Source organism: Streptomyces sp. AC512_CC834, from assembly GCF_019049325.1.
Lineage (GTDB): Bacteria > Actinomycetota > Actinomycetes > Streptomycetales > Streptomycetaceae > Streptomyces.
This window is the reverse complement of the sequence record NZ_JAGMUO010000045.1, coordinates 81023-95170: the sequence shown is the minus strand read 5'-3', so window position 1 is coordinate 95170 and position 14148 is coordinate 81023. Positions and strand designations below refer to the sequence as shown.

General features: G+C 72.0%; 10 protein-coding genes and 2 pseudogenes. 4 read left to right on the top strand and 8 right to left on the bottom strand.

Translation table 11 applies throughout. The features are described 5' to 3' along the window. Positions 1 to 103: pseudogene (locus KUM40_RS18430) on the top strand (IS481 family transposase); the annotation flags it as partial. On the opposite strand, the gene KUM40_RS18425 reads toward KUM40_RS18430, so the two are convergent. Next, entirely contained in the window at positions 100 to 627 is a 528-nt protein-coding gene (locus KUM40_RS18425) for a DoxX family protein (RefSeq protein WP_217167073.1), read from the bottom strand. The pseudogene KUM40_RS18430 and the gene KUM40_RS18425 overlap by 4 nt on opposite strands. Before the next feature lie 140 nt (positions 628 to 767). Beyond that, positions 768 to 2063, bottom strand: coding sequence for a hypothetical protein (locus KUM40_RS18420; protein ID WP_217167072.1), 1296 nt, complete (start codon positions 2061 to 2063; stop codon positions 768 to 770). 303 nt (positions 2064 to 2366) lie between these two features. On the opposite strand from KUM40_RS18420, the gene KUM40_RS18415 reads away from it, so the two are divergent. Beyond that, positions 2367 to 2852 carry a pyridoxamine 5'-phosphate oxidase family protein gene (locus KUM40_RS18415; protein WP_217167071.1) on the top strand — a complete coding sequence of 162 codons (486 nt, stop codon included), beginning with the start codon at positions 2367 to 2369 and terminating at the stop codon, positions 2850 to 2852. A 22-nt stretch (positions 2853 to 2874) separates the two neighbouring features. Here the strand turns inward: KUM40_RS18415 and guaA are convergent, their stop codons facing one another. After that, entirely contained in the window at positions 2875 to 4455 is a 1581-nt protein-coding gene (gene guaA / locus KUM40_RS18410) for a glutamine-hydrolyzing GMP synthase (RefSeq protein ID WP_217167070.1), read from the bottom strand. Between the two features lie 332 nt (positions 4456 to 4787). Here guaA and KUM40_RS18405 point away from each other — a divergent pair, with 332 nt between their 5' ends. Next, the gene (locus tag KUM40_RS18405) at positions 4788 to 5141 is read left to right on the top strand and encodes a chorismate mutase (protein ID WP_217167069.1); all 354 of its coding nucleotides are present in this window, start codon (positions 4788 to 4790) and stop codon (positions 5139 to 5141) included. A gap of 410 nt (positions 5142 to 5551) precedes the next feature. Beyond that, the gene (locus KUM40_RS18400; RefSeq protein WP_217167068.1) at positions 5552 to 6592 is read left to right on the top strand and encodes an LAETG motif-containing sortase-dependent surface protein; all 1041 of its coding nucleotides are present in this window, start codon (positions 5552 to 5554) and stop codon (positions 6590 to 6592) included. A gap of 137 nt (positions 6593 to 6729) precedes the next feature. Here KUM40_RS18400 and KUM40_RS18395 read toward each other — a convergent pair whose 3' ends face one another. From KUM40_RS18395 to KUM40_RS18375, 5 genes and pseudogenes are all read right to left on the bottom strand, one after another. Further along, complete coding sequence (locus tag KUM40_RS18395; protein WP_217167067.1) at positions 6730 to 8520, bottom strand: GMC oxidoreductase; 1791 nt, start codon at positions 8518 to 8520, stop codon at positions 6730 to 6732. Positions 8521 to 8594: 74 nt separating this feature from the next. After that, positions 8595 to 10208: a succinic semialdehyde dehydrogenase gene (locus KUM40_RS18390; protein ID WP_217167066.1), complete on the bottom strand. Its 1614-nt coding sequence runs from the start codon at positions 10206 to 10208 to the stop codon at positions 8595 to 8597. A gap of 170 nt (positions 10209 to 10378) precedes the next feature. Further along, a pseudogene (locus KUM40_RS18385) lies at positions 10379 to 11167 on the bottom strand (serine/threonine-protein kinase); the annotation flags it as partial. Next, entirely contained in the window at positions 11167 to 12891 is a 1725-nt protein-coding gene (locus tag KUM40_RS18380; RefSeq protein WP_217167064.1) for a serine/threonine-protein kinase, read from the bottom strand. The gene KUM40_RS18380 and the pseudogene KUM40_RS18385, both read right to left, overlap by 1 nt. 81 nt (positions 12892 to 12972) lie before the next feature. Continuing rightward, positions 12973 to 14124 carry a serine/threonine-protein kinase gene (locus tag KUM40_RS18375; RefSeq protein WP_217167080.1) on the bottom strand — a complete coding sequence of 384 codons (1152 nt, stop codon included), beginning with the start codon at positions 14122 to 14124 and terminating at the stop codon, positions 12973 to 12975. Positions 14125 to 14148 lie beyond the last annotated feature (24 nt).

The window sequence follows — 14148 nt, the reverse complement described above, 5'->3', positions numbered from 1 at the left end:
GCCGGCCTGGCTCCATCACTACAATCACCACCGCCCCCACACCGCAACCGGCGGCAAACCACCCGTCACCAGGTTGACCAACGTCCCTGGGCAGTACAACTAGCGGTACCCGCCCGTCTGCCGCCTGGGCCGGGAGCGCAGTACCGCGTCCAGCGACAGCAGCGGGGCGCCCGCGAGGACGAGGGGGAGCCAGGCCATGAGGTAGGCGAGGTCGTTGCCGTAGTAGTACGGGTCGGCGGCCCAGCTAACGGTCAGCCACAGGCTGAGCGAGATCAGCGCGCCGCCGAGTGCCGCCAGGCGGGTGAGCAGTCCGAGCAGGGTGCCGATGCCGACGGCCAGCTCGCCCAGGGCGATGGCGTAGCCGAAGCCGGGCGGGTTCTTCAGGGCCAGGTCGACCAGGGCGGGGACGGCCGAGGAGTCGCGCACGGCACGCATCATGTCGCCGACGGAACCGGCGCCCGCGTCCTTCATGAAGGCGCTGTCGGTGAGCTTGTCCAGGCCCGCGTAGATGAACGTGACACCTAGAAAGATCCGTAGCGGAAGGAGGGCGTACCGGGCTGCTTCGTCCCGCCAGCCCCCGCCGCCCCGGGACGAGGAGTGGACATCCGTCCGCATACCGTGAGTCATCACTGCCAGTCGCCTCTCGCCGCGCATGCCCAGACCCCCCACCAGACCATACGTGCGACACACAGGCCCCGCTCAACCCTCGGCGGGGGGTTTCTTGCTGTCGGTTTCGACAGCAACGCCGACCGAAGAAGCGTGAGGTGTCAGTCCGTCACGTCGATCGCGTACCGGTTGGTCTCCACGCCCGCGCCGGTGACCACCTGGACGTCCACCCGGCCCGGTTCCACGTCGGCCGGTACCGGCACCTTCAGCAGGTCGTCCGTGGGGTTGTTGAAGCCGCCCGGGACCGGGACCAGGGGGACGTGGACGTTGACCGCGCCGATGCGCACGACCATCCGGGAGAGGCGGTCCGCACGCTGGGCACCCGGCGGCACGAAGCCCGCGCCGCGGATCTCGATGTCGTCGCCGGTGCGGATCGGCGCGTCCAGGTCACCGGCCTCCCGGGCCCGGACCACGGAGAGGATCACCGGCCTGCCGCCCTCCGCGTACTTCCCGGCCACGTAGGTCGCCGCCGACACCAGCACCACCACGGCGAGCCCCCACGGCAGGTCGGGCAGTTGTTCCGGGCGCCGGGCCAGCCGTACCGCCGCGAACACCAGGGCGACGGTGCTGATCACGACGTACTGGATGTCGGCGAAGGTGCCGCGGCCCGCGTCGTCCGTCAGCAGATCGGACGCGCGCGGCCGGTCCGCCCGTACCTTCTGGAGGCGCTGGCCGAGTACCCGAAGTCCGACCACGCGGCGCACCAGGACCGCGATCCCGCAGACCACCGCGAGTACGGTCACCGCACCGGTGGCGCGGCCGAGTTCGAGACCCGAGATCAGCGCGTCCCGCCGGTCGTGACTCGATGCCACGGCCAGTTGCCCGGCCAGCACGAGCACCGCGTAGGCGACGAACAGCACCCAGGCCACCGCCACGGCCCGGGACGTGGACAGGCGGTTGTCCTCGCCGATGACCGGGGCCAGTGCGCCGCCCCGCGACCGGTGGAACCACGACGCCGCCGTCAGCGCGCCCGCCACCACCAGTGCCGCCGCGATCCCGGCGGTGCGCGCCGCCGTCCAGCCGGCGCCGACCGCGGTGAGCGCCTGTCCGAGCAGCAGCAGTACGACCGCCGCCCACACGGCGGCCGACGTGCGCCGGCCCAGTCCCGCGAGCCAGGCGTCGCCCTCGGCGCGACCGCGTTCGGCGACGAGCTCGGCGGACTGGGTCAGCTCCTCCGAGACCCACTGACGGGAGGCGGAGGCCGAGTGGGCCACCGCCGCCGGCAGCCCCTGCCCGGCCGCGAACTCGTCCCGCCGCAGCAGGAACGCGGCGACCGCCCGGCGGTGCCCCTCACGGGCACCGTGCGGGCAGTCCCCGCAGGTGCAGCCGCCGCTGTGCGCCGCGTCGTACGCGCCCTTGTCCGAGCCGCTCCCGCGTCTCGCCTCCTGCACCGCCACGCCCGACGCCCGCCTTCCCGAACCCTGTGCCCGAACCCTGTGAAAGAGATGTCACAAGAGACCGTGGAAGAAGCTGTGGAAGCCTCTAAGTCCCTTGGGACGACAGTGAATTGTGCCGTACTCCGGCCCTCGCCCGCCCCCCGCCCCGCCTTACCTCTGCTCAGTGCGGGTGATGCGCGGATCGCCGTGTTGACCCGGCCGCGAGGCGCTCCGAACGAAACGGCACATACTCATACCTCATACCTGATACCTGATAGCTGATACCCGACAGAAGGTGTCTGCTTTCGGCGTCACACTCGGCGTATGACACCAGGCACCACCGCAAACTGGGCCGGCTTCACCACCGCCGAACCCGAACTGGCCGCCACCGTCGAGGCACGCTTCGGCGCGTACACCCACCACACCCTGGCCACCCTCCGCAAGGACGGCTCGCCCCGCACCACCGGCCTGGAGGTGCGGTTCCTCGGCGGCGAGCTGTGGCTCGGCATGATGCCGGGCTCGCTGAAGGCGCTCGACCTGCACCGCGACCCCCGGTTCGCGCTGCAGGCGAACCCCGGGGACGGCACCGGCATGGGCGGCGGGGACGTGCGGATCGGCGGCCGGGCGGTCGAGGTCGAAGACCCCGGGACCAAGGCCGGGTATGTGAAAGAGGTGGAACCGCCGGAGCCGTTCCACCTCTTCCGTACCGAGCTGACGGAGGTCGTGCGCACCTACGTCGAGGACGACAAGTACCTCGTCGTCCAGATCTGGCGGCCCGGGCAGCCCCTGCGCACCGTCAGGCGCACTTAGGGCCTGTCGCCCGCCGCGGGCGTCACTCCCACTCGATCGTCCCCGGCGGCTTCGACGTCACGTCGAGGACGACCCGGTTGACGTCCTTGACCTCGTTGGTGATCCGGGTCGAGATCTTGGAGAGCACGTCGTACGGCAGCCGGGACCAGTCGGCCGTCATGGCGTCCTCGGAGGAGACCGGCCGCAGCACGATCGGGTGGCCGTAGGTACGGCCGTCGCCCTGGACGCCGACGGAGCGGACGTCCGCGAGCAGCACCACCGGGCACTGCCAGATGTCGCGGTCGAGACCGGCCGCCGTCAGTTCCTCGCGGGCGATGGCGTCGGCCTCGCGCAGCAGGTCGAGGCGCTCGCGCGTGACCTCGCCGACGATCCGGATACCGAGGCCCGGGCCCGGGAACGGCTGGCGCTGGACGATCTCGTCCGGCAGGCCCAGCTCCTGGCCGACCATCCGGACCTCGTCCTTGAACAACTGGCGCAGCGGCTCGACGAGCTGGAACTCGAGGTCCTCGGGGAGCCCGCCGACGTTGTGGTGGGACTTGATGTTCGCCGTGCCGGTGCCGCCGCCGGACTCGACCACGTCCGGGTAGAGGGTGCCCTGGACCAGGAACTCGACCGCGGGGCCCGCGTCGGCGATGATCTCGGCCTGGGCCTGCTCGAAGACGCGGATGAACTCGCGGCCGATGATCTTCCGCTTCTGCTCGGGGTCGGAGACCCCGGCCAGCGCGCCCAGGAACCGCTCGCTGGCGTCCACGACCTTGAGCTGCACGCCGGTGGCGGCCACGAAGTCCTTCTCGACCTGCTCGGTCTCGCCCTTGCGCATCAGGCCGTGGTCGACGTAGACGCAGGTTAGCTGGGTGCCGATGGCCTTCTGGACGAGGGCGGCGGCGACGGCGGAGTCCACGCCGCCGGACAGGCCGCAGATGGCACGCCGGTCGCCGACCTGCTCGCGGATGGCCGCGACCTGCTCCTCGATCACGCTGCCCGTGGTCCAGTCGGGGGTCAGGCCCGCGCCCCGGTACAGGAAGTGCTCCAGCACCTGCTGTCCGTGCGTGGAGTGCATGACCTCGGGGTGGTACTGGACGCCGTAGAGCTTCTTCTCGTCGTTCTCGAACGCGGCGACCGGGACGACGTCCGTGGAGCCGGTGACGGTGAAGCCCTCGGGGGCGGCGGAGCAGGCGTCGCCGTGCGACATCCACACGGCCTGCTCGGCCGGGGTGCCCTCGAAGAGGGTGGAGGACGTCTTGGAGACCGACAGCTCGGTGCGGCCGTACTCACGGGCGCCGGAGTTGTCGACGGTGCCGCCGAGGGTCCGCGCCATGAGCTGGAAGCCGTAGCACATGCCGAAGACGGGGACGCCGGCCTCGAACAGGGAGCGGTCGAGGGTCGGGGCGCCCGGCTCGTACACCGAGGAGGGGCCGCCCGAGAGGATGATGGCCGCCGGGTTCTTGGCGAGGATCTCCTCGACCGGCATGGAGCTCGGCACGATCTCGCTGTAGACCCGCGCCTCGCGGACACGACGGGCGATGAGCTGGGCGTACTGCGCGCCGAAGTCGACGACCAGGACGGTGTCGGGGGCGGTGGCAGCGGGAGTCGCTGATGACACGGGGTGCCTTCCGGCGGTCGGGCGGGGGGCTTGTGCTGCCGATTCTACCGAGGTGGGCGGGTGCGACGGCCCGCCCGCCCGAGCGCCGGTACGTCTCACCATCCGAACCGGCTTGGACACCGTGCGCACCCACGGCATACTGGGCGCATGCTCACGCACCAGGCGTTCCTGTTTACCTATGGCAACCGGCCCACCGGCTGCCACGGTCGTGCTGCTTGAGCAACTGACAAGCGACTTCCCAGGCGCCCCGGGCCGACAAGGTCCGGGGCGCCTGGCGTTTTCGGACCCCGCCGGTCCCGGGCGCCGCCACTCTTCGGCGAGGAGCCACCGACATGACCGTCACCGCAGACCACAGCAAGGTCGTCACCACACACGGCAGCAAGGTCGTCACCGCAGACGGCAAGGCCGCCGCAGCGGACAAGACCGGCGCCCGTACCACCGAGGCCGCCGGCGTGATCACCGGCGCCCGGGAGCGCATCGACGCCCTGGACGACCGGATCATCGGGTTGATCCAGGAACGGATGGCCGTCTCGGCCGTCATCCAGGACGCGCGGATCACCTCGGGCGGCCGGCGCGTGAACCTCTCCCGCGAGATGGAGGTCCTCGACCACTACCGGCAGGCGCTGGGCAAGCCGGGCACGGCCCTGGCGATGACGATGCTGGAGCTGTGCCGGGGTCGTATCTGAGTTCGGGCGCCTTCTCACCCGTACGGAGCGTGACCGGTGCGCGAGCGGCTTCGTTGGTCCCGGTGTCCGTGTCAGCCAGGGGCGGGCCCGAAAGAACCACGCGTGGCTCGCCTGGAGCGATGAGACGTACGCATCGTGCCGTACGTCGTGGGACCTCGCTCCGGGTAGTGACCGGACGGCAGGGGACAGCAGCCCGGTCACCCAAGAGAACGGCCGGTTCCGGGGACGCCCGGGACCGGCCGACGGAACGGGTCCCTCGTTCAACACAAGCACCTTCAACACAGGCATCTTCAACACAAGCATCCGAGGCAAGCGGCAGTCCCGCGGGGCCCTCCGTCAGTGACGCAGGCCACATAAAGATTCTGTGAATGTGAGGACAACCATTCACAGGTTCAACTGATCAAAGGGGCATGAAGCTTCGTCGCGCCCTGGCCGCAGCCGCCGTCACAGCGGTGATCGCCCCCGCCGCGCTCCTCGCGGCCCCGACCGCCTACGCCACCGACGGCACGTCGCCGTCCCCGTCCGCCTCGTCGGACGACTCCACGGGCGGGCCCGACTCGAACCCGTCCACCGGTGAGTCGCCGTCCCAGAACGAGTCGACGAGCGAGACCACACCGGCTCCGAGTGACTCGACGACCACCTCCCCGGGTTCTCCGGACTCCCCGAGCGAGACGGACGACGAGGGCACTCCCGCGCCCGGCGGGTCCGAGACGACCACGTCCGCACCCGCGGACCCGTCACCGAGCACCTCCACGCCAGAGGAGACCGAGACCCCGGACCCCGAGCCGTCCGTGTGCGAGGACTCCAAGGTCGACGTCGACATCGAGGGCCTGCCCGGCGAGATCGCGGCGGGCAGCGGCTGGCACAAGTTCTCGCTGAACGTCGCCAACAACTCCGGCTCCACGCTGGAGAACCTCGAGTACCTGGCGGGCGCGTCCGCCGACCGCGACGGCGAGGAGCTGTTCGAGAGCAAGAAGGTCGGCCTCCAGGCCTGGAACCCGGAGGACAAGATCTGGGAGGACCTCAACGAACTCGGTTACGCCGTCGGCTACATCGGCTACACCGACGAGCTGGCGCCCGACTACGAGGTCCACATCCCGATGCGGCTCAACGTGCGGGCCGGCGCCCCGGTCGGCGCGGGCTTCACGCTCGGCGCGACGATCTACGGTGACGCGGACGGCGAGTGCACCGGCTTCGGCGACGTCGCCTACAAGTTCCGGATCGTGGCCCCCGGCTCGGACACGGAGGGCACCAAGCCTCAGGAAGGCGGCAAGGCGCCGGTCGCCGTCGAGAAGCCGGCCGTCAACACCCCGGAGGTCACCGGCAGTCTCGCCCAGACCGGTTCCAGCTCGGCGCTGCCGATGATCGGCCTCGTCGGCGGGCTCGCCGTCGTCGTGGGCGGCGGTGCGGTGTTCGTGGTGCGGCGCCGCAGGGCCGGCTCGGACGCGTGACATCCGCGTAGGCGGCGCAACACAGGCTGGGTGAGAGGGACCCGCGCTCGGAGGGGGGTGCGGGTCCCTCTCGCCTTGTCCGCCTCTCGGCAGGCCTTCCGTCTCCCGGCAGGCCTTCCGCCTCTCGGCCGCCGCCGCTACTTCTTCGGCGGCACCGCCGGCATGCCCAGGAACGGCAGCCGCAGCGCGCCGAAGGCCTCCGCCCGGACCGCCGGGGACTCGGGCTCGACGGCGGCCAGACGCTCGTACGCGGTGCCCTGTGCGGGGCGCGGGTCGCTCTCGCCCTTGTTCGGCCAGTACGACATCGCCCGCTCGGCCTGCGCCGTGATGGTCAGGGACGGGTTGACGCCCAGGTTGGCCGAGACCGCGGCGCCGTCGACCACCGAGATGCCGGGGTGGCCGTAGAGCCGGTGGTACGGGTCGATGACGCCGGTCTCGCGGGAGGCGCCGATCGGGCAGCCGCCGAGGAAGTGCGCGGTGAGCGGGGTGCCCACCAGCTCGCCGACGTTGGAGCCGGGGAAGCCGTTGATCTCGGCGGCGAGTGCGGAGGCGCCCTCGGTCGCGGCCTTGATCTGCTTGGGGTTGGGCGAGCCGTGGCCCTGGTGTGCGGTGAGCAGGCCCTTGCCGACACCGGTCGGTTTCAGGTGCGTGGTCAGGGAGTTGTCCAGGGACTGCATGACCAGGCCGATGATGGTCCGCTCCGACCACTTGCGGTTGGACAGGGAACGCAGGACCAGCAGCGGGTGCCTGGCCGCGTGGCCCAGGAAGCCCAGGACGCGGGACGCGCCCGAGGCGGTCTGCCCGGCGTAGGGGACCTGGAGGATCGACAGGCCGCCCATCGAGTTGGAGCCCTTGCCGTAACGCACCGGCTCGATGTGCGTGTCGGCGTCCGGGTGGATCGAGGACGTGATGGCGACGCCGCGGGTGAAGTCGGCCCGTGAGTCGCCGGTGGCCCTGCGGTAGCGCCGGTCGTCGGTCTGGGCGCCGACCAGGGCCTCGGAGTTGGTGCGGGTCAGCTCGCCGAGCCTGTCCGACAGGTGGGGGAGCTGACCGCCCGCCTTCATACGGTGCAGCAGGGTCTGGGTGCCGTAGGTGCCGGCGGCGAGGACGACCCGGCGGGCGGTGAACGTGCGGCCGGCGTCCGTCTTCCGCCGGTCGGTGGGGAGCGTGGCGACGGCGAACCCGCCGCGCGAGTCGTCCGTGACGGAGAGCGCCGTCGTCATCGGGTGCACGACGGCGCCGGCCTTCTCGGCGAGGTACAGGTAGTTCTCGTTGAGGGTGTTCTTCGCGCCGTGCCGGCAGCCGGTCATGCACTCGCCGCACTCGTTGCAGGCCCTGCGGTCGGGCCCCGCGCCGCCGAAGTACGGGTCGGGCACCTGCTCGCCCGCCTTGGCCTTCGCCTTGCCGTCGGCGTCCTCGCCGTCGCCGAAGAACACGCCGACCGGCGCCATGTGGAAGCTGTCGCCGCAGCCCATCCGCTCGGCGGCCGCCTTCAGGTGCACGTCGGACGGGGTCATCGTCGGGTTGAGCCGCACCCCGAGCATGCGCCGGGCCTGGTCGTAGTAGGGCGTCAGCTCGTCGTGCCAGTCGGTGATGTCCCGCCACTGGGGGTCGTCGAAGAAGGGCTTCGGCGGCACGTAGAGGGTGTTGGCGTAGTTGAGGGAACCGCCGCCGACGCCCGCCCCCGCCAGGACCATGACATTTCCGAGCAGGTGGATGCGCTGGATGCCGAACATGCCGAGTTTCGGCGCCCAGAGGTAGTTCTTGAGGTCCCAGGAGTTCCTGGGCAGCGACTCGCCGGTGAAGCGGCGGCCGGCCTCCAGGACGCCGACCTTGTAGCCCTTCTCAGTGAGGCGGAGGGCGGAGACGGAGCCGCCGAAGCCTGAGCCGACTATCAGGACGTCGTAGTCGTAAGCGTCCTTGGGCACGGGGGTCTCCTCTTTGAGTTCACGTGCGGGTCGTCTGTGGCTGGTCGCGGAGTGCCCCGCGCCCCCAAGGTGGGTCACTTGAACCGGAACGCCTTCATCAGCCGGAGACTGCGGCTCATGAAAGCCGCGTACCTCTCGTCGTCCATCCCCAGCGACGGTGCCATCGGCAGCAGCCGCTGGTGGGCGACCGTCTGGGCCTCGGTGTACTTGAGGATGCCCTCGGAGCCGTGCCGGCGGCCGAGGCCGGAGTCCTTCATGCCGCCCATCGGGGACTGGACGCTGCCGTAGGCGGAGGCGTACCCCTCGTTGATGTTGACGGTGCCGGTGCGCAGCCGGGCGGCGACGTCGCGGCCGCGCCGGGCGTCCTTCGTCCAGACCGCGGAGTTCAGGCCGTACGGTGTGGAGTTGGCGTGCTCGACGGCCTCGTCCTCGGTCTTGAAGCGGTAGACGGAGACGACGGGGCCGAAGGTCTCCTCGGCGCACACGGTCATGGGCGCCGCGACGCCGTCGAGGATGGTCGGCTCGTAGAAGTACGGGCCGATGTCCGGGCGGGCGACACCGCCGGCGACGAGCTTCGCGCCCCGCTCGACGGCGTCCGCCACGTGCGCCTTCACGGTCTCCAACTGCCGCTCCCCCACCAGCGAGCCCATGTCGGCGCCGTAGGAGAGGGAGGTGCCGAGCCGCATCCCCTTGGTGCGGGCGGCGAAGCGGTCCAGGAAGGCGTCGGCGACGGACTCGTGGACGTAGAGCCGCTCGATGGAGATGCAGAGCTGGCCGGCCGAGGAGAAGCAGGCGCGGACGGCGCCCGCCGCGGCCTTCTCGATGTCGGCGTCCTCGAGGACCAGCATGGCGTTCTTGCCGCCGAGTTCGAGGGAGACGCCGACGAGACGGGCGGCGGCGCCCTGGGCGACCTCGCGGCCGGTGCGGGTGGAGCCGGTGAAGGAGACGTAGTCGGCGTGCTTGACGACCTCGGGGCCGACGACCGGTCCGTCGCCGAGCACGACCTGGAAGACCTCGGCGGGCAGGCCTGCCTCGATGAGCAGGTCGCGGGCCCACAGGGCGGTCAGGCAGGTCTCGGTGTCGGGCTTCATGACGACCGCGTTGCCCGCGACGAAGGCGGGGATCGCGTCACCTACGGACAGCTCCAGCGGATAGTTCCAGGGGGCGATCTGGCCGACGACCCCGCGCGGGTGGCGCAGCTCGGTGACCTTCGTGAGGGTCGGCACGGCGCCGGTGTGCCGCTTGGGGCGCAGGTACGCGGGCCCCTTGCGCCCGTAGTGCCGGGCGGCGACGGCGACGGCCTGGACCTCCTCGTGGGCGTGCAGGCGTGCCTTGCCGGTCTCGAGCTGGATGAGGTCGAGGACCTCGGCCTGGCGTTCCAGGACCAGGTCGTGGAAGCGCAGCAGGACGGCGGCGCGCTGCCGGACCGGCGTACGCGCCCACACGGCCTGGGCGGCGCGGGCCCGCTCGAAGGCGCCCGCCACGTCCTCGGGCGTCGACTCGGGCAGGTCGGCCAGCTTCTCGCCGGTGAACGGGGTGTGGTTGGCGGTGCGGCCGGAGCCGGCCACGCCCTTGGTGAGCTGGGCGACCAGCTCGGGTGTGACCACGTCGGCAGCGGTGCGGGCGCCCTCCGGGGTGGGGGCGAGGGGGTTCGTGCCGGTGAGTTCCGGGGCCTGCGCGTCCGTCATGAGCCGCAGGGTATGACGCCGCGAGGGCTTTGTGTACCCGTCGGTAATGGGGATTCACCGTGATTCACCGAGTGCTCACACGACGCCAGTGATCGCTGGCAACAAACCGGCTGATCAGGGCGTTACACGGAAGGGAGGGACCCGATGGACCTGATCACTTCTTTTCTCCCGGGAGAGGCCGCCGGAACATCGCCCGCCACCGCCCCCAGGTACGCGGCGGCCTCCTCCGCGTCCGGCCGCGATCCGGCGTCCGGCACTCGCAGCCGTTCGATCAGCGGGCCCAGCGGCCCGGCCGGTGTCCCGTCCCCGACGGCGGTGTGCAGCAGGACGCCCAGGGACCGCAGGTCGGCCGCGGGCCCCGCACCCCGGCGGGGTCCCTCGCCCGGCACGTGGGCGGTGCCGAGGTCGGTGAGGACGACGCGGCCGTGCGCGCCGAGCAGCACGTTGGCGGGCCGGACCGCGCGGTGCACGATGCCTACGGCGTGCGCGGCCCGCAGGGCTCCGAGGACGGCGAGGCCGATGCGGGCGGCCTCGGGCGCCTCCAGCGGCCCGCGCAGGAGCATCTCGTGCAGGGACTCGCCGGGGACCCACTCCATGACGATCCAGGGCAGTCCGTCGGGCCCGGCCTCCTCCACGACCACGTCGTGGATGCGCACCGCGGCGGGGTGGTCGACACGGGCGGCGGCACGGGCCTCGCGGTAGAGGCGGTGGGCGGCCCTGCGGTACGTCTCGTCGGCGGGGTCACCGGGCAACCGCGGCCGTCTGACGGCGACTTCGCGGTCCGCGGCCTCGTCGAGACCGTGCCAGACGGTGCCCGAGGCGCCGGAACCGACGCGCCGCAGCAGCCGGTAGCGCTCACCGACCAACCGGCCCTGGCCGCCCTGGCCCTGGCCCTGGCTCTGGCTCTGGCTCTGGCTCTGGCTCTGACCTTGGCCCCGGCCTTGGCCCTGGAGTTCCATCAGAGCTTGTCGACCTCCCAGTTGGCGATCACCGTCCGGGCGATGTCCCGTCCCTCGTCGGCGAAGTAGCCCTTGCGGGGGTAGTCGATCGACACCTTGTACATGTCGCCGTTGTCGGCCCGGTAGTAGAGGATGTGGAACTCGCGGGCGCGGGGGTTCTGCGTGTCCGCGGTCGTGTACTCGATGGTGTTCTCGGCGGCCTTCTCGCCCTTGTACTCGGTGTCGCGCGGCTCACCCTTGGGCGCGGGCTTGTCGGCGAAATTCCAGGAGTACTCGCCGTCCTTGAGCATCTCCCAGTCCGCCCAGGCGTTGGCGCCGGCGGTGTCCGGGATCTCGTTGTCCTTGTCGTCGGCCTTGATGTCCCGGTCCACGAGGACGGTGACCGCGCCGCTCGGGTCGACGAAGGTCTCGTTGGTGCCGTCCCAGTCCTCCGGGTGCTTCGCCTTCACGAACTCGGACGGCACACCGACGCTCATGCCGATCTTGGCGGGGAGCTTCTGCTGCTTCCAGCCCTCCGGCAGGGACCCCGCGAAGGGATCCGCGACCACCAGGTACGACGCCACCGCCGCCGCGACGACCACCGCGCCGAGGGTGATCCAGGCGTTGCGGCCCAGCCGGACGCTCCACCGGGACGGGGGAGCCCCGCCCGCCCCCTGGGGCCCGTCGACCCGGACCACCTGGGTGGGCGGCGGCGCGGGCGGGTTCGCGGTGGCGTCAAGGAGGGAACGTACCCGGGCCGCGTCGGGGCGGCGCGCCGGGTCCTTGTCCAGCAGGCCCGTGATCGCCTCGGCCAGCGGGCCCTGCGCGGAGGCGGGCGGCGCGGGCGTGGCGTTGAGCACCGACTGGAGCGTGGCGGGGGTGTTGCTGCGGCGGAACGGCGAGACGCCCTCCGTCGCCGCGTACAGCACCACGCCCAGCGACCACAGGTCGCTCGCCGGGCCCGGGCGCTGGCCGAGGACCCGCTCCGGGGCGATGTACTCGGGCGAGCCGACGAAGCCTCCGGTGTCGGTGAGGTTGGTCTCGCCCTCGATCTGGGCAATGCCGAAGTCGGTGAGGACGACCCGATCGTGGCGGCCGAGCAGGACGTTGTCCGGCTTCACGTCCCGGTGCAGGATGCCGGCGGCGTGCGCGGCCTCCAGGGCACCGAGCACCTCCAGGCCGATCCTGGCCGCCTCGCGCGCGCCCAGCGTGCCCTCCTGGAGGGCGTCGCCCAGCGAGCGCCCGCGCACGAGTTCCATCACGATCCACGGCTGCTCGTCCACGACCGCCACGTCATGCACGTCGACCACCGCGGGGTGGTCGAGCCGGGCCGCGGCGCGCGCCTCGCGGCGCATCCGCTCGAAGGCGTTGTCCCGTTCGCGTTCGGGAAGGTGGTCGGGGACGCGGGGCTCCTTGACGGCGACCTCGCGGTCCACGGTCTCGTCCTTCGCCCGCCACACCGTGCCCATGCCGCCGTGCCCGAGCTTGGCGAGCAGCCGGTAGCGCCCGGCGATGAGCCGCCCGGCGCCCGGGTCCGGCGCGGCCTCCGGCGAGGAGGGCGCCGGGGCGGGCGCCGGGGCGGGCGCCGGGGCCGACGACGTGCCCTGCGACCGCGGCGGTACGACCTGGGTGGGTGCCGCGTACGGGTTGCCGGGATGCGGCACGGCGACGGGCTGGTTCGGCGGTTGCAGGTCAAAACTCGTCGGCTCGTCCGACCCGCTGCGGGGTCCCCCGTTGCTGCTCATGGGTCCATCCATATCGCGCCGGACGCGTCCGTTTCCACCGCCGGTGCGCGGCGGTCACAGACCCGTGACGCGGGTTGCCGCTTATCTCCTGTTTAGGTCCGATGCGGCGGACTCCGACGAGCCCTGTGCGGGCGAGTCCGGTGCCGACGTGTCGGGATCGGTCGTCGGCGTCACGGGCACCGAGCGCGTCGGCGTACCGCCCCCGTCGCCGCCCCCGTCCGCGAGCAACGCGGCCGCCGAGATGCCCGCGCCCGCCGCCACGACGACCAGCAGCACCGCCATGAGCACGCGGCGTTTCACGTGCCGCTCCACTCGCCGCTCCGCGCTTCGCTTCACGCTTCGCTTCACGCGCCGGAGCTCGCCGGTCCCGGGCGACGCAGGCGTCGCGGGCGTACGGCCCGTGCTGAGGAAGGCGCGCAGCATCCGCTGCGCCGAGGCCGCGTCCAGCCGCCGTCGCGGATCGCGCTCCAGCAGGCCCCGTACGACCGGGAGGAGCGGCCCGGCCTGCGCGGGCGGCCGGATCTCGTCGGTGACCACGGCGTGCAGGACACCGCCCAGCGAGTCGCGGTGGAAGGGGGACGCGCCGCTGAGGACCGCGCACAGCAGTACGCCGAGCGACCACAGGTCGGACTCCGGCCCCGTTCCGGCACCGGACATCCGCTCCGGTGCGGTGTACTCGGGGGAACCGACGAAGGAGCCGCTCTCGGTGAGGGTGGTGGCGCCCGCGACCTGGGCGACGCCGAAGTCGGTGAGGACGACCCGGCCGTCCTCGGCGATCAGCACGTTGGACGGCTTCACGTCCCGGTGCAGGATGCCGGCGGTGTGGGCCGTGCGCAGGGCGTCGAGCAGGGCGATGCCGATGCGGGCGGCCTCGCCGGCGTCGACCGGACCGCGAGTGAGGACGCGGTCGGCGAGCGAACCGCCGTCGACCAGTTCCATGACCATGTACGCGCGTTCGTCGTCCTCGACGACGTCGTGCACGACGATGACGTGCGGATGCCGCAACTGTGCGACCGCGCGGGCCTCACGCAGGGTGCGCTCACGGCGGCGCCGGGCCTCGGCCGCGGAGAGGGTCTCGTCGAGAGGGAGCGCCTTCACGGCCACTTCGCGGGCGAGCAGTTGGTCGGTGGCCCGCCACACGATGCCCATGCCGCCGCGGCCGAGCCGCTCATGGAGCCGGTAACGGCCCGCGATGACACGCCCGCCCGCCCCCTCGGTCACCATGCGCCCCATCATGCCCCACCGGACGCACCGGCT